Source organism: Acidovorax sp. FW305-C-20-28 (genome assembly GCF_058783375.1).
Window position 1 is genome coordinate 148,943 of record NZ_JBYSYM010000010.1, and the last position, 19,080, is coordinate 168,022.

16 protein-coding genes are annotated in these 19,080 nt (G+C 68.7%); 14 read left to right on the plus strand and 2 right to left on the minus strand.

Annotated elements, in window-relative coordinates; translation table 11 throughout:
• The first annotated feature begins 16 nt into the window (after positions 1-16).
• The 7 genes from AC3WOH_RS13915 to nudB all read left to right on the plus strand — a co-directional run bounded on the left by AC3WOH_RS13915 (position 17) and on the right by nudB (position 8,647).
• Complete coding sequence (locus tag AC3WOH_RS13915) at positions 17-1,462, plus strand: high affinity choline transporter 1 (protein WP_492229899.1); 1,446 nt, start codon at positions 17-19, stop codon at positions 1,460-1,462.
• 108 nt (positions 1,463-1,570) lie between these two features.
• A complete protein-coding gene (locus tag AC3WOH_RS13920; protein ID WP_492229900.1) occupies positions 1,571-1,915 on the plus strand; it encodes an FmdB family zinc ribbon protein in 345 nt (114 codons plus the stop codon).
• Positions 1,916-1,923: 8 nt separating this feature from the next.
• Complete coding sequence (locus AC3WOH_RS13925; protein WP_184860021.1) at positions 1,924-2,544, plus strand: DUF502 domain-containing protein; 621 nt, start codon at positions 1,924-1,926, stop codon at positions 2,542-2,544.
• A 46-nt stretch (positions 2,545-2,590) separates the two neighbouring features.
• Entirely contained in the window at positions 2,591-4,414 is a 1,824-nt protein-coding gene (gene aspS, locus AC3WOH_RS13930) for an aspartate--tRNA ligase (RefSeq protein WP_492229901.1), read from the plus strand.
• A gap of 126 nt (positions 4,415-4,540) precedes the next feature.
• Positions 4,541-5,350, plus strand: a complete 810-nt coding sequence (locus tag AC3WOH_RS13935; RefSeq protein WP_492229902.1) for a curli production assembly/transport component CsgG — start codon at positions 4,541-4,543, stop codon at positions 5,348-5,350.
• Between the two features lie 139 nt (positions 5,351-5,489).
• On the plus strand, positions 5,490-8,165 hold the full coding sequence (locus AC3WOH_RS13940; protein ID WP_492229903.1) for a chemotaxis protein CheW: 2,676 nt from the start codon (positions 5,490-5,492) through the stop codon (positions 8,163-8,165).
• A complete protein-coding gene (gene nudB / locus AC3WOH_RS13945; protein WP_492229904.1) occupies positions 8,162-8,647 on the plus strand; it encodes a dihydroneopterin triphosphate diphosphatase in 486 nt (161 codons plus the stop codon). Before AC3WOH_RS13940 ends, nudB begins: the two co-directional genes overlap by 4 nt.
• Here the strand turns inward: nudB and AC3WOH_RS13950 are convergent.
• Positions 8,622-9,527 carry a LysR family transcriptional regulator gene (locus tag AC3WOH_RS13950; protein WP_492229905.1) on the minus strand — a complete coding sequence of 302 codons (906 nt, stop codon included), beginning with the start codon at positions 9,525-9,527 and terminating at the stop codon, positions 8,622-8,624. The genes nudB and AC3WOH_RS13950 overlap by 26 nt on opposite strands.
• Positions 9,528-9,665: 138 nt before the next feature.
• Between AC3WOH_RS13950 and AC3WOH_RS13955 the strand changes: the two genes are divergently transcribed.
• Genes AC3WOH_RS13955 through AC3WOH_RS13985 form a run of 7 tightly spaced genes read left to right on the plus strand, consistent with a single transcriptional unit; the run spans position 9,666 to position 17,220 of the window.
• Positions 9,666-11,144: an FAD-binding oxidoreductase gene (locus tag AC3WOH_RS13955; RefSeq protein WP_492229906.1), complete on the plus strand. Its 1,479-nt coding sequence runs from the start codon at positions 9,666-9,668 to the stop codon at positions 11,142-11,144.
• Positions 11,145-11,171: 27 nt separating this feature from the next.
• Entirely contained in the window at positions 11,172-12,647 is a 1,476-nt protein-coding gene (locus AC3WOH_RS13960) for an aldehyde dehydrogenase family protein (RefSeq protein ID WP_492229907.1), read from the plus strand.
• A 25-nt stretch (positions 12,648-12,672) separates the two neighbouring features.
• On the plus strand, positions 12,673-13,572 hold the full coding sequence (locus AC3WOH_RS13965) for a DODA-type extradiol aromatic ring-opening family dioxygenase (RefSeq protein ID WP_492229908.1): 900 nt from the start codon (positions 12,673-12,675) through the stop codon (positions 13,570-13,572).
• Positions 13,569-14,513, plus strand: coding sequence for a fumarylacetoacetate hydrolase family protein (locus AC3WOH_RS13970; protein WP_492229909.1), 945 nt, complete (start codon positions 13,569-13,571; stop codon positions 14,511-14,513). Before AC3WOH_RS13965 ends, AC3WOH_RS13970 begins: the two co-directional genes overlap by 4 nt.
• Before the next feature lie 26 nt (positions 14,514-14,539).
• Positions 14,540-15,538, plus strand: a complete 999-nt coding sequence (locus AC3WOH_RS13975; protein WP_492229910.1) for a Bug family tripartite tricarboxylate transporter substrate binding protein — start codon at positions 14,540-14,542, stop codon at positions 15,536-15,538.
• Positions 15,539-15,548: 10 nt separating this feature from the next.
• Complete coding sequence (hpaH, locus tag AC3WOH_RS13980) at positions 15,549-16,364, plus strand: 2-oxo-hept-4-ene-1,7-dioate hydratase (protein ID WP_492229911.1); 816 nt, start codon at positions 15,549-15,551, stop codon at positions 16,362-16,364.
• 10 nt (positions 16,365-16,374) lie between these two features.
• Positions 16,375-17,220, plus strand: a complete 846-nt coding sequence (locus tag AC3WOH_RS13985; RefSeq protein WP_492229912.1) for an aldolase/citrate lyase family protein — start codon at positions 16,375-16,377, stop codon at positions 17,218-17,220.
• An 11-nt stretch (positions 17,221-17,231) separates the two neighbouring features.
• On the opposite strand, the gene AC3WOH_RS13990 is transcribed toward AC3WOH_RS13985, so the two are convergent.
• Positions 17,232-19,058: a response regulator gene (locus tag AC3WOH_RS13990; RefSeq protein WP_492229913.1), complete on the minus strand. Its 1,827-nt coding sequence runs from the start codon at positions 19,056-19,058 to the stop codon at positions 17,232-17,234.
• Positions 19,059-19,080 lie beyond the last annotated feature (22 nt).

Sequence of the window (19,080 nt, forward strand, 5' to 3'; positions counted from 1 at the left end):
CATCGAGGAGCATGCCGTGCTGTTGACCCTGGTCATTGTCTATCTGTTGATCACCATTGCCATCGGCCTGCTGGCGGCCCGGCGCGTGAAGAACGCGGCGGACTTCGCCATCGCCGGGCGGCATCTGCCGCTGTACATGATCATCACCACCACCTTCGCCACCTGGTTCGGCTCCGAGACGGTGCTGGGCATCCCGGCCAAGTTCATTGAGGGCGGCTTGGGCAACGTGGTGGAAGACCCCTTCGGCGCGGGCTTCTGCCTGATCCTGGTGGGCCTGTTCTTCGCGGCCAAGCTGTACCGCATGACGCTGCTCACCATCAGCGACTACTACCGAGAGCGCTATGGCCGCCTGGTGGAGATCGTCTGTTCGCTGATCATCATGCTCAGCTACCTGGGGTGGGTGTCGGCGCAGGTCACGGCGCTGGGCCTGGTGTTCAATCTGCTCTCGGGCGATGCCATCAGCATCCCCGTGGGCATGGCCATCGGCGTGGTGTCCATCCTGGCCTACACGCTGTTCGGCGGCATGTGGTCGGTGGCTGTCACCGACTTCATCCAGATGATCATCCTGGTCGTGGGCCTGGCCGTGATCGCTGTGTTCGCCGGCAACATGGCCGGTGGCGCCGACAAGGTCATCGAGTTTGCCTCCAACCGCGAGCTGTTCCGCTTCCTGCCCGAGCCCAAGTTCCACGACGTGGTGTTCTTCATCGCCGCGGGCCTGACCATGATGTTCGGCTCCATCCCGCAGCAGGACGTGTTCCAGCGTGTCATGTCGGCCAACAGCATCCAGGCGGCCACGCGCGGCCCGGTGATCGGCGGCATCTGCTACATCCTGTTCGCCTTCGTGCCCATGTTCCTCGTGGCCAGTGCCCTGATCATCATGCCCGGCGAAACCGCCACCCTGCTCAAGGAAGACCCGCAGAAAGTGCTGCCCACGCTGGTGATGGCCAAGATGCCCTTCATCATGCAGGTGCTGTTCTTCGGCGCACTGCTCTCGGCGCTCAAGTCCACGGCATCGGCCACCCTGCTGGCGCCCAGCGTCACCTTCACCGAGAACATCTGGCGCCAGTTCCGCCCCACGATGACGGACAAGGAGCACCTGCGCACCATGCGCATCACCACCCTGGTGTTCAGCGGCTGCGTGCTGGCCTATGCGATCCGCATGCAGGGCACCTCCATCTATGAACTGGTCTCGGGTGCCTACCAGGTACCGCTGGTGGGCGCCTTCGTGCCGCTGGTGGCGGGTCTGTACTGGAAGCGTGCCACCACGCAGGGCGCCGTCTTCGCCATCGTGCTCGGCCTGGGCACCTGGCTGCTGTTGCTCAATACCTCCTGGGGCGGAGTGTTCCCGGCGCAGCTCGCCGGCCTTTTGGCCGCCGTCGTGGGCATGGTGGCGGGCTCGCTTTTGCCCCAGATGCTGCGCGACAGCCATGCCGGCCACCACCGCATGGTGGGCGTCGAGTAACGGGTCGCAACCTGGGGCGTGCGGTGAAACCACCCACCGTGGCCCCCTGGGGGGCTGCGCGCCTATAATTGAGGGTTTTGCACTTTTGCCTTCAACGACGCGCTCGACATGCCTATCTACGCCTACAAATGCAGCTCCTGTGGCCATGCCAAGGACGTGCTGCAAAAAATCTCCGACGCGCCGCTCACGGTGTGCCCGGCGTGTGGCTCCGAGGCGTTCGCAAAGCAGGTCACGGCCGCGGGCTTCCAGCTCAAGGGCTCGGGCTGGTACGTGACGGATTTCCGGGGCGGCAACAGTGGCGGCGGCGGCACGTCCGCACCTGCCACCGAGTCCAAGGGCGCTGATGCCCCCGCAGCCGCGCCGGCCGCCAGCAGCACGCCAGCCCCCGCGAAAGACAGCTCTTCCGGCACCAGCGCAGCGAGCGCCGGGGCCAGCTCCACTTCCAAAGATTGAGCACGCCGATGCCCTCCTTGCGCAAATGGTTGTTCACCGGTCTGCTGGTCATCGTGCCCGGTGTCATCACCGCGTGGGTGCTGCACTGGATCGTCAGCACGCTGGACCAGACCCTGCAGATCCTGCCCGAGGCCTGGCAGCCCGACCGCGTGCTGGGCGTGCACGTGCCTGGCTTCGGCGTGGTGCTCACGCTGGCCATCCTGCTCGTGGTGGGCGCCATTGCCAGCAATTTCGCCGGCCGCAAGCTGGTGCAATGGGGCGATGCCCTGGTGCACCGCATCCCGGTGGTGCGCTCGATCTATTCCAGCGTCAAGCAGGTCTCCGACACCCTGTTCTCCGAAAACGGCAACGCCTTTCGCAAGGCCGTGCTGGTGCAGTGGCCGCGTGAAGGCGTCTGGACGGTGGCCTTCGTCACCGGCGCGCCCGGCGGCGAGGTTGCGGCCTACCTGCGCGATGAATTCGTGAGCGTGTACGTGCCCACCACCCCCAACCCGACGGGCGGCTATTTCGTGATGCTGCGCAAGAGCGACTGCGTCGAGCTCGACATGAGCGTGGACTCCGCGCTCAAGTACATTGTTTCCATGGGCGTGGTCGCTCCGGTCGACCCCACCCAGCTGCCGCCCAAGTAAGTAACCCTTTTTGTCAATGCGCCCGAGGGGCGCCGGAAGTTCTGCCATGGCCATGCGTTCCCACTACTGCGGTCTTGTGACCGAAGCCCTCCTGGGCCAAACCGTCACCCTCTCGGGCTGGGTGAACCGCCGCCGCGACCACGGTGGTGTGATCTTCATCGACCTGCGCGACCGCGAAGGCTATGTGCAGGTGGTCTGCGACCCCGACCGCGCCGAGATGTTCAAGACCGCTGAAGAAGTGCGCAACGAATACTGCGTGCAGGTCAAGGGCGTGGTGCGTGCGCGTCCCGGCGGCACCACCAACGACAAGCTCAAGAGCGGCCAGATCGAAGTGCTGTGCCACGAGCTCAATGTGCTGAACCCCTCGGTCACGCCGCCCTTCCAGATCGACGAAGAGAACCTGAGCGAAACCACGCGCCTCACGCACCGCGTGCTGGACCTGCGCCGCCCCTACATGCAGAACAACCTGATGCTGCGCTACAAGGTGGCCATGGAGGTGCGCAAGTTCCTCGACGCCAACGGCTTCGTGGACATCGAGACCCCCATGCTCACCAAGAGCACGCCCGAAGGCGCGCGCGACTACCTGGTGCCCAGCCGCGTGCACGACGGCCATTTCTTTGCGCTGCCCCAGTCGCCCCAGCTGTTCAAGCAGCTCCTGATGGTGGCCGGCTTCGACCGCTACTACCAGATCACCAAGTGCTTCCGCGACGAAGACCTGCGTGCCGATCGCCAGCCTGAATTCACCCAGATCGATATCGAAACATCGTTCATGGAAGAGCAGGACATCCGCGACATGTTCCAGGGCATGATCAAGACGGTGTTCCAGAACACCCTGGGCGTGGACCTGGGCGAGTTCCCGGTCATGAACTACCAGGACGCGGCCTTCCGCTACGGCTCGGACAAGCCCGACCTGCGTGTGAAGCTCGAGTTCACCGAGTTGACCGACGTGATGAAGGACGTGGAGTTCAAGGTCTTCTCGGGCGCTGCCAACATGAAGAACGGCCGTGTGGTCGCCCTGCGCGTGCCCGGCGGTGCCAAGGAAGGCGCCGGCCTGTCGCGCGGCGAGATCGACGCCTACACCGAGTTCGTCAAGATCTACGGCGCCAAGGGCCTGGCCTGGGTCAAGGTCAACGACCTATCCAAGGGCCGTGAAGGACTGCAAAGCCCGATCATCAAGAACATCCATGATGCGGCGCTCAACTCGACGCTCCAGCGCACGGGCGCCCAGGACGGCGACCTGATCTTCTTCGGTGCCGACAAGGAAAAGATCGTCAACGACGCCATCGGCGCGCTGCGCATCAAGGTGGGCCACAGCGAATTCGGCAAGAAGAACGGCTTGTTCGAGGACCGTTGGGCCCCGCTGTGGGTGGTGGACTTCCCGATGTTCGAGTACGACGAGGACAACCAGCGCTGGAATTCGGTGCACCACCCCTTCACCAGCCCCAAGGACGGCCACGAGGATTGGATGGTCACCGCGCCCGAGAAGTGCATCTCCAAGGGCTACGACATGGTGCTCAACGGCTGGGAAATGGGTGGCGGTTCGGTCCGTATCCACCGCGCCGATGTGCAGCAGAAGGTCTTCGACGCCCTGAAGATCTCGCCCGAGGAAGCCAAGGAAAAGTTCGGCTTCCTGCTGGACGCGCTGCAGTACGGCGCGCCTCCGCACGGGGGCCTGGCCTTCGGCCTGGACCGCATCGTGACGCTGATGACCGGCGCCGAGTCGATCCGCGACGTGATCGCCTTCCCCAAGACCCAGCGTGCCCAGTGCCTGTTGACCCAGGCCCCGTCGCCCGTGGACGAAAAGCAGCTGCGCGAGCTGCACATCCGCCTGCGCAACCCGGATGCCGTGAAGACGACGGCCGGGGCCTGAGCGGGCAAGCCTGTCATCCCCATGACCGGGCACTCCTGATGAAAGCGGCAGCGGCCTTGGGCCGGTGCCGCTTTTTTCTTGGGGATGTTCTTCGTGTTTTCCTTTCGAATCGATCCGAGGTTTGCCATGCGTTCTTCCGTGAAGGCCCCCCTTGCCCTGGCTGTGGCGGCCGCCCTGCTGCTGGCAGGCTGCGGTGAAAAGAAGACCGAGCTGGGCCAGGGCGGCTCGGTGGTCACGGGCTCTGCCGGCCCGGCCGGGGCCAAGGATGCCGCCAAGGAGCTGACCCAGTGCAGCCAGCCCGTGGCCACGCTGGCCCTGGCCGAGAACCCGAACGGCTACACCGTGTCCAGCAGCTACCAGCTGCCGGCCTCGCCCGTGCCGCTGATCCGCCTGCTGGCCCAGCAGAGCGGCTGCTTTCGCATCGTCGACCGTGCGGCCGGTCTGCGCGGCACGGTGCAGGAGCAGGAGCTCAAGGACGCCGGCATCCTGCGCAAGAACTCCACCGTGGCCAAGGGCAAGGGCTACGAGGCGCAGTACACGCTCACACCCAGCCTGACCTTCAGTGAGCAGGATGCGGGCCGCAGCATCGCCGGCATCATCGCCATGATCCCGGTGCTGCGCGACATCGCAGGCCTGGTGGGGCTGGCAGAGCAGGTGAAGTTCAAGGAGGCGCAGACCGCCTTGCTGCTCACCGACAACGAGACCACCGAGCAGGTGGCTGCCGCCACGGGCGCCGCGCGCAGCACCGACCTGGGCGCGGCCGGCCTGCTCTGGGGCCGCATGGGCGGCGCAGGCGGTGCCGGCTGGAGCAATACCAACGAGGGCAAGGTGATCGCCGCCGCCTTCCTCGACGCGCACAACAAGCTCGTGACCCAGGTGCAGATGCTGCAGGCCAAGGAACTGCCACCCCCCGTGGCGACCCGCGCCAAACCCTGAGCGGGCCTTCGCGCCGCCGGGCGGAGACATGCACCCCGCGCGGGCAGGGCGTGCAATATGCCTGTTGGTCGATCGCCCGCCAAGCCGCACAATGCGTGCTCGGTCCTCGCCGGGACCCCCGCGCAAAGGACGATCGCCCGTGTCTTCCCTTCCCAACTCTGCGGAGCAATGGCTGCGCTACATGCCCGCAGCGCAGCACCAGCGCCAGGAGCTGCGCCTGGTCGAAAGCGCGTGGGACCAGCTGTCGCTGCTGTCCTCGCTGTCCCTGCTGTCCTCCAAGGCCTCGTCGGGGGGGGACCTGGCCCAGGCGCGCAAGGACTTTGCGGCCCTCTCGGGCGACCTGATGCAGGGCCTGGTGAACGAGGCACTGAAGAACCGCAGCGCCGATCTGGCGGCGCGTGCCCAGGTCTGCATCGACGTGCTGGTGCGCAACCTGTTCGAGCGCACCGCCGATATCGGCTTCTTCGCCACCGATGTGGGCGTGGCCGAGTACCTCGCGGACCCGGACCCGGCCTTGCGTCCCCTGGTCGAGGCGCGCCTGGCCGAGTACGCCAGCAAGTACTCGGTGTACCGCAACATCTTTCTCTTCGATACCGACCTGCAGCTGTGTGCCGGCCTGCGCCCCGTGGCCCCCGTGGGCGGGCTCGACCGGCTCGACGCCGACGGCGCCTTCCTGCGCTCGGTACTGCAAAGCGATGCCGCCTATGCCGAGCACCATGCCGTGCATGGCTTTTGCGGCACCGAGGCCGAGACGCTGCTCTACGCGCGGCGCGTGCATGCCGGTGGGCGCATCGTCGGGGTGCTGTGCCTGGAGTTCAAGCTGGCCGACGAGATGCCGGCCATCTTCGACTCGGTGCAGCAGGGCGACGCCCAGGGCGGGGGCCTGCAGGGCAGCGATGCGGTGCTGGCCTTGGTCGATGCCCACGGGCGGGTGCTGGTCTCGGGCGACGCGCTGCAGCTGCCCCCCGGCTGGGTGTTGCCCCAAGCCGGCAGCGCGGGGATCCACTGCGTGCGCCATGCCAGCCGCCGCTACCTGATGGCCGTGCGCGGCACCCAGGGTTTCCAGGGCTACCAGGGCCCGGGCTGGCGCGGGGTGGCCCTGCTGCCGCTGGACTTGGCTTTCGACGAGACCGCGCACGACGAGCGCAGCCCCCTGGCCGGCGAGCTGTCGGGCCAGGCGGAGCTGCTGTCGCAGGACCTGCGCGAGATCCCGCAGCGCTCGGCTGCCATCCTGGCGGCGCTGGAGCGCTCGGTCTGGAACGGACTGCTGGAGCTCAACCAGATCGGCGAGGCGGGTGCCGACGGCCGGGATGCGGCCGCCCCGCGCGAACTGCTGTTTGCCAAGACCCTGCTGTCCGAGATCGGCGCCACGGCGCGCAAGACCGCGCAGGCCTTCTCCGGTGCGCTGCAGGATCTGTATGGCGTGGTGCTGCGCTCGCTGCTGCGCGATGCGCAGGGCCGGGCTGCGCTGGCCATGCAGATCCTGGACCGCAACCTCTATGAGCGGGCCAATGACTGCCGGTGGTGGGCGCTCACCCCGCAGTTTGCCCGTACCCTCGCTGCGGGCACGGCGGGCTGCAGCCAGGCCACCGCGGTGCTGGAGGAGATCAACGGCCTGTACACCGTCTACGCCTGCCTGGTGCTGTTTGGCGTCGATGGCCGGGTGATGGCGGTGTCCCGGCCCGCGCTGGCACACCATGTGGGGACCCGGCTCGACGAGGACTGGGTGCAGCGCTGCCTGCGCTTGCGGGGCAGCCAGGCCTACACCGTGAGCCCCTACCAGGCCAGCCGCTTCTACGACCAGGGGCCGACCTTCGTGTACGCCGCCGCGGTGCGGGCCGATGTGGGCGATGGCATGGGCCGTGCCACCGGACCGGTACTGGGCGGCATCGCCATCGTCTGGGATGCTGCCAGCCAGCTCCAGTCCATCCTCGACGACTGCGCCGTGGGCACGGGCACGCGCGACGTGCTGGCCTTCGTCGATGGCCAGGACCGCATCGTGCGCACCTGCGGTGACGCTGCCAGCCTGCAGCCGCCACAGGCCATTGCCACCAGCCGGCAGGGCGGGCGCTCGGTGGCGCTGGGCGGCCAGCTGTATGGCGTGGGCCAGTCGCGCGGCCAGGGCTACCGCGAGTTCCGCAGCAGCGATGGCTATGACCACGGCCTTGGCTGCCTGGTGCTGCGCCACCTGTGCGAGCGTCGCGCGCCGGTGCCTGCCGCGCCGCAGTCCGATGCGCACCTGGGCGCCGCCCGCGTGGGGGCCGAGCACCGCCTGCAGATGGCCACCTTCCTGGTCGGTACGCACTGGCTGGGTGTGGAAGCGGCCCAGGTGGTCACCGCCGGGCCCGATGTGACGGTATTGCACGGTGGGGGATCGCGCCCGCCCTTTCTGGGCATGGCGCAGATCGGTGAGCGCGTCTACTCCGTGGTGGATCTGCGCAGCGTGGTGGCGACCGCGCCGGGCGGTGCGCCCGTGTCGCGCGCCGCCGACCCCCAGCGCCAGATGGTGCTGGTGCGCGTGCCGCTGGAAAATGGCAGCCAGGGCAACAGCAGCGGGCGGGACTTCATCCTGCGCGTCGATGCACTGGGCGCCATGCTCGACCTCGACCGGCGGGAACTGCGTCCGGTGGGCATGGCGGCCGGGTCGGCAGGTACCGCGCTGATCGATGCCGTGGTTCCGGTCGCCACCGTGGGCGACCAGCCCGGGCGTGGCCTGCTATGCCGCATCTCCCCGCAGTGGCTGCTGCAGTGCGCTCTGGGGGCGTTGGCCGATGGACCCGCGCAGGACGTCGATGCGCTGTTGGCCGCCGCATGAGCAGCCAGGCCACGGCGCGCCCCTTCAAGATACCGCAGTCCGTGCTGGTCGTGGTCCACACGCCCGCGTGCGAGGTGCTGCTCATCCGCCGCGCCGACGGGGGGGAGCACTGGCAGTCCGTCACCGGCAGCAAGGACCGTGAGGACGAAGCCTGGGAGGCCACGGCCGCGCGTGAAGTGGGGGAGGAGACCGGCATCGACGTGCAGGCACCGGGCTGCGTGCTGGCCGACTGGTACCTGGAGAACGTCTACGACATCTGGCCCCAGTGGCGCCATCGCTACGCCCCGGGCGTGGTGTTCAACCGCGAGCGTGTCTTTGGCCTGTGCGTGCCCACAGGCACACCCGTGGTGCTGAGCCCGCGCGAACATGTGGCGTACCAGTGGTTGCCCTGGCGCGAGGCGGCAGACCGGTGCTTTTCGGCATCGAATGCCGAGGCCTGTCTCCTGCTCCCCCGCTTCAGCGGCGGTGGGGCAGCACCTTGACCAGGTGCTCCGCAAAGCCTTCGGCCGCCGGTGAGGTGGCGCGCTGCGTGGGGCTGTACAGGCACACGTAGCGCATGGCCTCGGGCGCGAGGATGCGTCGGCGCACCAGGCCCAGCGGCTTGGCCAGCGCACCCACGTAGTCGGGCGCCAGCGTGGCGGCCACGTCGGCGGCGGCCAGGCCCAGCGCGGTGGAGATGTTGTCCACGATCTCCACGGGCGTCACGCGCTGTTCGCTGGGGAGGCCGGTGTGCATTTGCGCCACGCTGCGCTCGTGGTCGCGGCCCGCGGCCACGAGCGGGTGGGCGTGCAACTGCTCCCAGGTCACGCTGCGCTGGCGCGCCAGCGGGTGGGTGGGGGCGCACCACAGCACCCAGGGGCTCTGGAACAGCTGGGTGCGCGCCACGTCCTCGCCGCAGGCCCGGTCGGGGCCCAGGGCCAGGTCGGCATCGCCGCTGGCGACCGCGTCCACCAGCTTTTCCACCGGCACATCGCGGATGTGGATGCGCACCTTGGGCCGGTCCTGCAGGTAGGCCTTGATGGCACGCGGCAGGATCACGCTGGCCACGACCAGGGGCGCGGCAATGCGCACCACCCCCGCCGCGCGGTTGCGCACATCGCTGGCGGCCGACTGCGCCATGCGCAGGTGCTTGAGCACCGATTCGGCCGAAGCCAGGAACTCCCGCCCCGCGCTGGTGATGGCTACGCGGCGCGTGCTGCGCTCGAAGAGCTTGAAATTGAGCACGTCCTCCAGCTCGCCCACGAGCTGGCTCACGGCCGAGGGTGTCAGCGCCAGCCGGTCCGCGGTGGCGGTGAAGCTGCGCATCTCGGCCACGGTGACAAAGGCTTCGAGCTGGCGCAGCGTGAAATGGGGCAGGGACATGGTCATTCATTAGACCACCTTCACAATCCATAAGAAAGCATTGATTGTGGGGAAGAGGGTGGCTGCCGATACTTTGCGGCGATGAAAGGCACCACCCCGAAGCGGTGCCTGCGAGACAAACCCGCTCCCTGATCGACGATGCAAGACTCTTCCGCCGCCGCCCTGGCCTCCCTGCGCAGCGCCTATGCCGGCCGCCTGTGGAGCGAGCCCGCGGACATGGCCCCCTTCCTCACGGACTGGCGCGGCAAGTGGACCGGCCCGGCCCTGGCCGTCGCCCAGCCGGCGGACACGGCCGAGGTCGCGCAACTGCTCGCCTGGTGCCATGCGCACCGCGTACCCGTGGTGCCGCAGGGTGGCAACACGGGGCTCTCGGGCGGTTCGGTGCCCGAGGCGGTGGGCCACCGCCTGCCGCTGCCACTGCTGCTGTCGCTCACGCGCATGCACCGGGTGCGCCAGGTCGATGCACTCAACAACACCCTGGTGGTGGAGGCCGGTGCCACGCTGCAGCAGGTGCAGGATGCGGCCCGCGCGGCGGGGCGCCTGTTTCCGCTGAGCCTGGCGGCCGAGGGCTCGTGCACCATCGGCGGCAACCTGGCCACCAATGCCGGTGGCGTGCAGGTGCTGCGCTACGGCAATGCGCGCGAGCTGTGCCTGGGCCTGGAGGTGGTGACGCCCGAGGGCGAAGTCTGGGACGGCCTGCGCGCCCTGCGCAAGGACAACACCGGCTACGACCTGCGCGACCTGTACATCGGCTCCGAGGGCACGCTGGGCGTGATCACCGCTGCGGTGCTCAAGCTGTTTCCGCTGCCGGCTGCCCAGGTGGCGGCGCTGGTGGCCGTGCCTTCGCCGGGCGAGGCCCTGCAGCTGCTGGCGCTGGCCCAGCAGCGCCTGGGCGCTTCGCTCACGGCCTTCGAACTGCTGTCGGATACCTGCCTGTCGCTGGTGCTGCACCATGTGCCGGGCGCGCGCCGTCCGCTGGACCAGGCGTCGCCCTGGTACGTGCTGCTGGAGGTGTCGGTGACTGGTGCCGAGGAGGGCGGGGCCGATCAGGCGCAGCAGGCCATCGAAGCTGTGCTGGAAGCCGCGATGGAGGCGGGCTGGGTGGCCGATGCCGCGCTGTCCGCCACGCTGGCGCAATTCGAGGCCCTGTGGGCACTGCGCGAGAACATCTCCGAGGCCCAGGGCGCCGACGGGCCCACCATCAAGCACGACATCGCGCTGCCGATCTCGCGCATCCCCGATTTCATCGCCCGCACCGATGCGGCCGTGGCAGCGGCCTTCCCCGGCGTGCGCCTGGTGGTCTTCGGCCACCTGGGCGACGGCAACCTGCACTACAACGCCTCACCGGCCCTGTCCTCACCCGATGCTGAGGGCCGGGCCGCCTTCCTCGCGCTGGAGGGGCCGCTCAATCGCCTGGTGCACGACGCCGTGCACGCCGCCGGCGGATCGATCAGCGCCGAGCACGGCCTGGGCGTGCTGCGGCGCGACGAATCCGCCCGCTACAAGGCGCCGCTGGAGCTGCGGCTGATGCAGCGCATCAAGGCCGCGCTCGACCCGGCCGGCCTGATGAACCCGGCCAAGCTGCTGCCCGAGACCCTTGTGGCCCACCGCCCCTGATCTGCCATTCCCCTGGAGAAACGCCCCGTGAGCACCGACACCCTGAACGTCGCCGGCATTGCCGTATCGCCCCACCACTACATCGACGGCCAGCGCGTCGCGTCCGAGATGCGCTTCGACCTGCACTCGCCCATCGACCAGGCCCTGTTGGGCCGCATCAGTGAGGGCTCGCCCGCACATGTGGATGCGGCCGTCACGGCCGCAGTGCGCGCCTTCCCCGCGTGGAGCGCGCTCACGGCGGCCGAGCGCAAGCCCTATCTGGACCGCTTTGCCGCCGAGATCGGAAAGCGCGCCGAGGCCTTCTGCACGCTTGAATCCAACGATGCGGGCGTGCTGCTCTCGCGCATGAAGCACGGCGTGGTGCCGCGCGCCATGCTCAACATCACCTGGTTTGCCGAGCATGCACTGAGCCTGCAGGACCGCCCCATCGAGACCGAGCAGGCGACCCACATCGTGCGCCATGACCCGGCCGGAGTGGTCGCCATCATCACGCCCTGGAACGCACCGCTGATGCTGGCCACCTGGAAGCTCGGCCCGGCCCTGGCCGCGGGCAACTGCGTCATCGTCAAGCCGCCGGAATGGGCGCCGCTCACCAGCAGCCTGCTGGCCGATTGCGCGCACGCGGCCGGCCTGCCGCCCGGCGTGTTCAACATCGTGCAGGGTGCAGGAGCCAGCACCGGTGCGCGCCTGGTCAGCGACCCGCGCCTGGCGCGCATCTCGTTCACCGGCTCGGTGCCCACGGCCAAATGGATCGCGCAGTCGGCTGGCGCCAACCTCGTGCCCTGCAGCCTGGAACTCGGGGGCAAGTCGGCCTTCATCGTGCTGGACGACGCCGACATCGACAATGCCGCCGCCACCGGCGCACTCATGTACCGCAATGCGGGCCAGGTGTGCCTGGCAGGCACGCGCTTCCTCGTGCACCGCAAGGTGCACGATGCCTTCGTGGCGGCGCTGCGTGGCTACGTAGAGAAGCTCACCGTGGGCGACCCGCGCGAGGAGGCCACCGAGGTCGGCCCCATCATCCACCCGCGCCAGGCGGAGCGCGTGCACGGTTTCGTGCAGCGCGCCGTGGCCGACGGCGCCACGCTGCTCTGGGGCGGGGCGCACCACCCCTTCGGCGCGCAGTACTACAAGCCCACGCTGCTGACCGATGTGCGCCAGGACAGCGAGATCGTGCAGAACGAGGTCTTCGGCCCCGTGCTCACGCTGCAGGCCTTCGACAGCGATGAGGAGGCCATCGCCCTGGCCAATGGAACGGACTACGGCCTGGGCGGCGTGTGCTACGGCGCCACGGAGCACGCCAGCGCCGTGGCGCAGCAGGTACGCACAGGCTTCATCTGGGTCAACAGCTTCGGCATCCGCGACCTGGCCGCACCCTTCGGCGGCATCAAGCGCAGCGGCGTGGGCCGCGAGGGCGGGGACTGGAGTTTCGAGTTCTTCTGCGACATCAAGGATGTCGTGGTGCCCAAGAAGCCCTTCCGCGCGAGTTTCAGCCACCGCTAAACCATATCTACAGGAGACCTACACCATGGGAAGCATCGTTGGCGCCGCCATCGTCTCGCACCACCCGGGCCTGATGCAGTGCGAGGAGTTCCGCGTGCTGCAGGGCGCGGGGGCCGACTCGGACCTCATCCCCGGCTATGCGCGCCTGCGCGAGCGCATCGAGAAAGCCCGGCCCGACGTGGCCATCATCTTCGACTCGCACTGGTTCACCACGGGCTACCACCTGGTGGACGGCGCGCCGCGCTACCAGGGCATGTTCATCTCCGACGAGATGCCCTGGTACCTGCATGGCGTGCCCTACGACTACCGGGGCCACCCGGACCTGGCACTCCTGATCGAGGCCGTGTCGCGCGAGCAGAAGGGCTACAACCGGGTCATCAACCACCCCGATCTGGGCAAGCAGTACGCCACCATCAACCTGGTCAAGCACCTGCGCCTGGAGCGCAGCGACACGCCCGTGGTCACCGTGAGCTCGTGCCAGAACTGCGACTGGCGCCACTTCCTGAAATCGGGCGAGGCGATTGCCGAGGCCGTGCGCCGCAGCGACCTGCGCGTGCTGCTGCTGGCCTCGGGTGCACTGAGCCACAAGTTCAACCCCATCGACTGGAAGCCCAAGCACCCGCGCATCTTCCACGAGAGCAATGTCTCACGCCCCGAGAACATCGTGAGCGACAAGGGCGCCATCGCGCTCATGGAGCAGGGCCGGCACGACATGGTGCTGGAGCGCTGGCAGGACGAATACCGCAAGATGCCCTGGGAGGCCTTCGGCGCGCACTACCTGCAGATGCTGGGCGCCATGGGCGGCGCGGATTGCCGAGCGAAGGGCGTGGCCCTGTCGGCGTACGAGAACGCCCGCGGCACGGGCAATGTGCACATGTGGTTCGATGGTGAAGCGAGCGAAGCAACGGCAAAGGTGGCAGCATGAATTTCGAATTCCCGATCACCGAACTGCCCGCCGTGATGCGCGGCCCGCGCGTGGAGCGCCGCCGCGTGCTGGCGGGCGGCAGCGCCTGCTGGGGGACCATCGTGGAAGAGGGGGCGCAGCAGGGCCAGCTGCGCCTGGACGATGGCCGCGTGATCGACCCGGCCACGGTGCAGCACCTGCCGCCGGTCTCGCCCAGCAAAGTCATCGCGGTGCACATCTCGTACAGCTCGCGCAGCTTCGAGACGCGCAACCAGCCCAAGCCGACCGAAACCCCGACCTACTTCACCAAGCCGCCAACCTCGGTCAACGGCCATGGCTGCGAGATCCACAAGCCTGCCGACAGCCTGTACCTGAACTACGAGGGCGAGTACGCCGTGGTCATCGGCAAGACCTGCCGCAACGTGCTGCCCGACGAGGCCTGGGACTACATCGAAGGCTTTTGCCCCGCGCTCGACATGGGTCTGCAGAACTACCGCGACACCGACCAGGGCAGCATGCTGCGGGTGAAGGGGGCGGACACATTGCTGCCCATCGGCCCGGGCATCGTGCGCGGCGTCAACCTGTTCGAACAGACGCTGCGCACCTACCGCAACGGCCTGGTGGTGCAGGAAGCACACATTGGCGACGAGACCATCTGGGGCCCGCACTACGTGGTGGCCGACATCGCGCGCCACATCACCCTGGTGCCGGGCGACGTGATCCTGATGGGCACGCCTTGCCACTCGCGCTCGGTGGACCCGGGCGATCGGGTGGAATGCGAGATCACCGGCCTGGGCCGCCTGGCGGGCACGGTGGTCGCCATAGCCGCACCGCGCGCCTCGGCCCTGGGCGTGGGCCACCAGCCCACCGACAGCCCCGAGGTGCGGCGCGTGGCCTGCGGCTTCGACGAGCGCGTGCCCGAGCACCTCAAGGCCAACTACCGGCAGGCTGCGAAGCCATAACCCACAACGAGACCCGGAGACAACGCATGACGAAATCCTCGCCCACCCCTTCCCGCCGCGACATCCTGCAATGGGCCCTGGCCGGCGCCGCAGGCACGCTGCCTTTCATGGCCCAGGCCCAGGCCATCGACACCGTGAAGATCCTGGCCGGCTTTGCCGCCGGCGGCACGGTGGACACCCTGGCGCGCCGCGTGGCGACCCAGATCACGGGCGGCTATGCCAAGTCGGCGGTGGTGGAGAACAAGACCGGCGCGGGCGGGCAGATCGCCATCACCACGCTCAAGGCCGCCCCGGCCGACGGCGCCACGCTGCTGGCCACGCCCATGTCCATGCTGGGCATCTACCCCCACACCTACAAGAAGCTGCCCTACGACCCCGTGGCCGACGTGACCCCGGTCTCGCTGGGCGTGGTGTTCGACATGGGCTTTGCCGTGGGCCCGCAGGTGCCGGCCTCGGTGAAGACCGTGCCCGAGTTCCTCGATTGGTGCAAGGCCAACCCCACGGGTGCCAACTTCGGCTCGCCCGCACCGGGCTCGGTGCCGCACTTCGTGGGCGAGCTGATCAGCCGCGCCGGCAAGGTGGACATGCGCCACGTGGGCTTCCGTGGCTCGCAGCCGGCCATTTTGGACCTGCTGGGCGGGCAGATCGCGGCCGTCTCGGCGCCCGTGGGCGAGTTCTTGCCCCACCTCTCAGGCGGCAAGATCCGCGTGCTGGCCACCTCGGGCGCCACACGCAACAAGTTCATGCCCAATGTGAGCACCCTGATCGAGCAGGGCTACAAGGACATGGCCTACAACGAATGGTTCGGCTTCTTCCTGCCGGGCAAGGCACCGGCCGATCTGGTGACCAAGGCCAATGCGGCCATCCGCACGGCGCTGGCCGACAAGGACGTGGTCGCCGGGCTGGCCGCCATGGGGCTGGAGGCGCGTTCGTCCACGCCGGCCGAGCTGGCGGCACTGCTCAAGGCCGATGGCGACAAGTGGGGGCCCATCGTGAAGGCGATCGGCTTCACCGCGGAATCCTGAGGACGCACCGATGCTTGACGACGCACTGATCCAGCAGCTTGCTCAGGAACTGCACCAGGCCGAGAAGACCCGCGTGCAGGTGGAGCATTTCTCCAAGCGCCACCCCGGCATGACGGTGCAGGACGGCTATGCCATCTCGCGCGCCTGGGTGGCGATGAAGATCGCCGAAGGTCGCAGCGTGCGCGGCCACAAGATCGGCCTGACCTCGCGCGCCATGCAGGTGGCCAGCCAGATCACCGAGCCCGACTTCGGTACGTTGCTGGACGACATGTTCTTTGCCGAGGGCGGCGACATCCCCATGCAGCGCTTCATCCTGCCGCGCGTGGAGGTGGAGCTGGCCTTCGTGCTCAACAAGCCGCTGCGCGGCGAGCCGGGGCGCCCGCCGGTGAGCATCTTCGACGTGCTGGCCGCCACCGAGTACGTGGTGCCGGCCATCGAGATCATCGACGCGCGCATCGAGCAGCACGACCGCCACACGGGCGGGATGCGCAAGGTCTTCGACACCATCTCGGACAACGCGGCCAATGCGGGCATCGTCACCGGTGGGCGCCCCGTGCGGCCCGATGCGGTGGACCTGCGCTGGTGCGGTGCGCTGCTCTACAAGAACGGGGTGATCGAGGAGTCGGGCCTCGCGGCCGCTGTGCTCAACCACCCGGCCACGGGCGTGGCCTGGCTGGCCAACAAGCTGGCGCCCTATGGCGAGGGGCTGGCGGCGGGCGAGGTGGTGCTGGGGGGCTCGTTCACGCGTCCCGTGGCGGCTGCGGCGGGGGACACCTTCCATGCGGACTACGGGCCGCTGGGCAACATCGCGTTCCGCTTTGTCTGAAAGGCTGGCTGTGCAGACACCGGTGAACACCTTCAAGCAGGCCCTGGCGGCGCGCACACCGCAGATCGGCCTGTGGTTCGGCCTGGCCAGCGGCTATGCGGCGGAACTCGTGGCGGGGGCCGGCTTCGACTGGTTGCTGCTCGATGGCGAGCATGCGCCCAACGATGTGCCGCGCGTGCTGGAGCAACTGCAGGGCGTGGCCAGCGCACGCGCCATGCTGGGCGCGGGGCCGCACCCGGTGGCGCGCGTGCCCGTGGGCGATACGGCGCTGATCAAGCAGTACCTGGACATCGGCGCACAGACGCTGCTGGTGCCCATGGTGGACACCCCCGAGCAGGCGGCGCAACTGGTGCGCGCCATGCGCTACCCGCAGGACGACGGGCAGGGCGGCATCCGCGGCATGGGAGCCGGCCTGGCGCGCGCCTCGCAATGGATGCGCTACCCGGGCTACCTCAAGGAGGCCAATGCCCAGGTCTGCCTGCTGGTGCAGGCCGAGAGCACGCTGGCCATCGAGAACCTGGACGCGATTGCGAACACGCCGGGCGTGGACGGCGTGTTCTTCGGCCCCGCCGACCTGTCGGCCAGCATGGGCCATGTGGGCAACCCGGGCCACCCCGCGGTGCAGGCTGCCATCGAGGACGGCATCCGCCGCGTGCTGGCGGCAGGCAAGGCGCCCGGCATCCTCATGGCCGATGAGCAGTTGGCGCGCCGCTACCTGGAGCTGGGCGCGGTGTTTGTGGCCGTGGGCGTGGACACCAGCGTGCTGGTGGCGGCCACGCGCGATCTGGCGGCGCGCTATGGGCGTGTGTTGCATCCTGTGCCCGCGCCGGTCGGCAGCGTGTCGGTCTACGGCTGAGGCGCAGGACCTTACAGCGGCCGCAGCCTGAGCTTTTCCGCCGGGTCCGGGGCTTCGGGTGCGGGCACGCCCAGGATCTCGTCGATCGAGGGCTCGTCGGGCATGTCCAGGATGTCGTCCGCCGAGAGCTTGTTGCTCGCTGCAAGGGTGTTCAGCGCCGCGGTGGTGGCGGCCGCTGCGGCCGCCGCCGCTGCCACGGCCGGCGCGCGCGTGCGTATCACCACCCCGCCTGGGCGGCGGTCGCCGTCCTGCCCCAGCACCGCGCGGGTGGGGGCGTTGCCGCAGCGCGCACGCACGGCTTCCACGCTTTCCTGCAGGGCCTGGGCATCGGGGATGCGCTCGCGGTGGCGCTGCAGCACCTGCTGGGCCATGTCGGCGAGCTTGGCGTTCAGGGTCGTGCCGGCCTGGTGCAGCAGGGCGCGCACGGCGCCTTCGGCATCGCCGGCCAGGCTTTGTGCCATGGCTTTCTCGGCCGTGCTGTTGATTTCCGGCAGGCAGCCGCGCACGATGTCCGCATAGGGCGGGTGCATGTTGCAGGCGTTGGCCATCAGCTCCGTCAGGCCGCGCGTGTTGGCATAGCGCATGCCGAGGGCGCGAATCCAGTTGTCGCCATCGGACAGATCGATGGAGGTGGCGCCGAGCACGGAGAGCAGGCTGGCCAGGTTGCTGGCTGCCTCGAAATCGAAGCCTGCCTCGTCGATCTCGCGTGCCATGTTGCGCACGGCGGCCACTGCTGCCGAGAATTGGCGCTGCTGGATCAGCTGCAGGGTGCGCACCACGTCGGCCAGGCGTTGCACGCGCTGGCTGTCGGCATGGCGCTCCAGGATGCGCCCGAAATCGGCCACGCAGCGCTCGATGCCCTTGCGGTCGTTGTCTGCGAAATAGGAGAAGGCCAGCAGCACCAGGGCCTGGAAGTCGAACAGCTTGGAGTCGACCCCCAGCAGGGCCGCGCGTGCCAGCACGCTGGACGCCGTCTTGCGGTCGCCCATGTAGAACGACATCATGCCCAGCTTCTGCAGGCGCACCACCGAATCGGGGGTGAGCGCGCTGGCCGTGCGGTAGGTCTCGATGGCATCGGCGAAATTGCCCAGCTCCACCTGGGCCCGGCCCAGCACGTCGTAGGCGTCGGCGAACGAGGCGTCTTCGCCGATCAGGCCCTGCAAGGTGGTGATGGCGCGCGTGGCCTGGCCCGACTCGATCTGCGCACGCGCCACGCCGAGCTTGGCCCAGGGCAGGGCGCGGGCCGCGATCACGGCCTCGAACAGGGTGCGTGCCTCATCGTGCCGACCCAGGCGCAGCAGCAGCTCGGTGCCGATGCGCGCGGCGTACAGCCAGTAGGGCTTGCGGGCCTCGAAGCGTTCCACGCACAGGCGGGAGGCGAGCTCGAAGTCTTCCTGCTCGATGGCATCGAAGATGGGCTTGAGGTGGATCTTGCGCAGGCGCGCCAGGCTCAGGCGCTCGAACAGGGCGCTGGGGGTGAAGGGCTTGAGCAGGTAGCCATCGAGCGCCGACTCGGCGGCCTCGGCCACGGCGGCATACGAGGCCTCGGCCGTGACCATGAAGAACACGGTGGAGAACGGCAGCATCTGCGCCCGGCGCAGGTCGTCGAGCAGGGTCTGCCCCGATTGGCCGGTTTCGGCAAAGGCCTGCTCGCACAGCACGTAGTCGAACACGGTGTGCTCCAGCCGGCTGCGGGCGTCGCGCAACCGGCTGCACTGCACGATCTTGGTGACCCCGTACTCGCGCAGCTGCCCGACCAGAATGCTGCGCGAGGTGGCATTGCTGTCGATGATCAGCGCCAGGCTCTCTGGCGGATCCGGGTCTTTGCCTGTGGCCATCCGAGGGGCTCGTGGTGGGGTA

What these genes read in the sequence shown, in the direction of transcription:
- AC3WOH_RS13920 (WP_492229900.1), top strand. Translation starts at nt 1,571, where the DNA reads ATGCCTATCTACGCCTACAAATGCAGCTCCTGTGGCCATGCCAAGGAC.
- AC3WOH_RS13925 (WP_184860021.1), top strand. Translation starts at nt 1,924, where the DNA reads ATGCCCTCCTTGCGCAAATGGTTGTTCACCGGTCTGCTGGTCATCGTG.
- aspS (WP_492229901.1), top strand. Translation starts at nt 2,591, where the DNA reads ATGGCCATGCGTTCCCACTACTGCGGTCTTGTGACCGAAGCCCTCCTG.
- AC3WOH_RS13935 (WP_492229902.1), top strand. Translation starts at nt 4,541, where the DNA reads ATGCGTTCTTCCGTGAAGGCCCCCCTTGCCCTGGCTGTGGCGGCCGCC.
- nudB (WP_492229904.1), top strand. Translation starts at nt 8,162, where the DNA reads ATGAGCAGCCAGGCCACGGCGCGCCCCTTCAAGATACCGCAGTCCGTG.
- AC3WOH_RS13950 (WP_492229905.1), bottom strand. Translation starts at nt 9,527, where the DNA reads ATGTCCCTGCCCCATTTCACGCTGCGCCAGCTCGAAGCCTTTGTCACC.
- AC3WOH_RS13955 (WP_492229906.1), top strand. Translation starts at nt 9,666, where the DNA reads ATGCAAGACTCTTCCGCCGCCGCCCTGGCCTCCCTGCGCAGCGCCTAT.
- AC3WOH_RS13965 (WP_492229908.1), top strand. Translation starts at nt 12,673, where the DNA reads ATGGGAAGCATCGTTGGCGCCGCCATCGTCTCGCACCACCCGGGCCTG.
- AC3WOH_RS13970 (WP_492229909.1), top strand. Translation starts at nt 13,569, where the DNA reads ATGAATTTCGAATTCCCGATCACCGAACTGCCCGCCGTGATGCGCGGC.
- AC3WOH_RS13975 (WP_492229910.1), top strand. Translation starts at nt 14,540, where the DNA reads ATGACGAAATCCTCGCCCACCCCTTCCCGCCGCGACATCCTGCAATGG.
- hpaH (WP_492229911.1), top strand. Translation starts at nt 15,549, where the DNA reads ATGCTTGACGACGCACTGATCCAGCAGCTTGCTCAGGAACTGCACCAG.
- AC3WOH_RS13990 (WP_492229913.1), bottom strand. Translation starts at nt 19,058, where the DNA reads ATGGCCACAGGCAAAGACCCGGATCCGCCAGAGAGCCTGGCGCTGATC.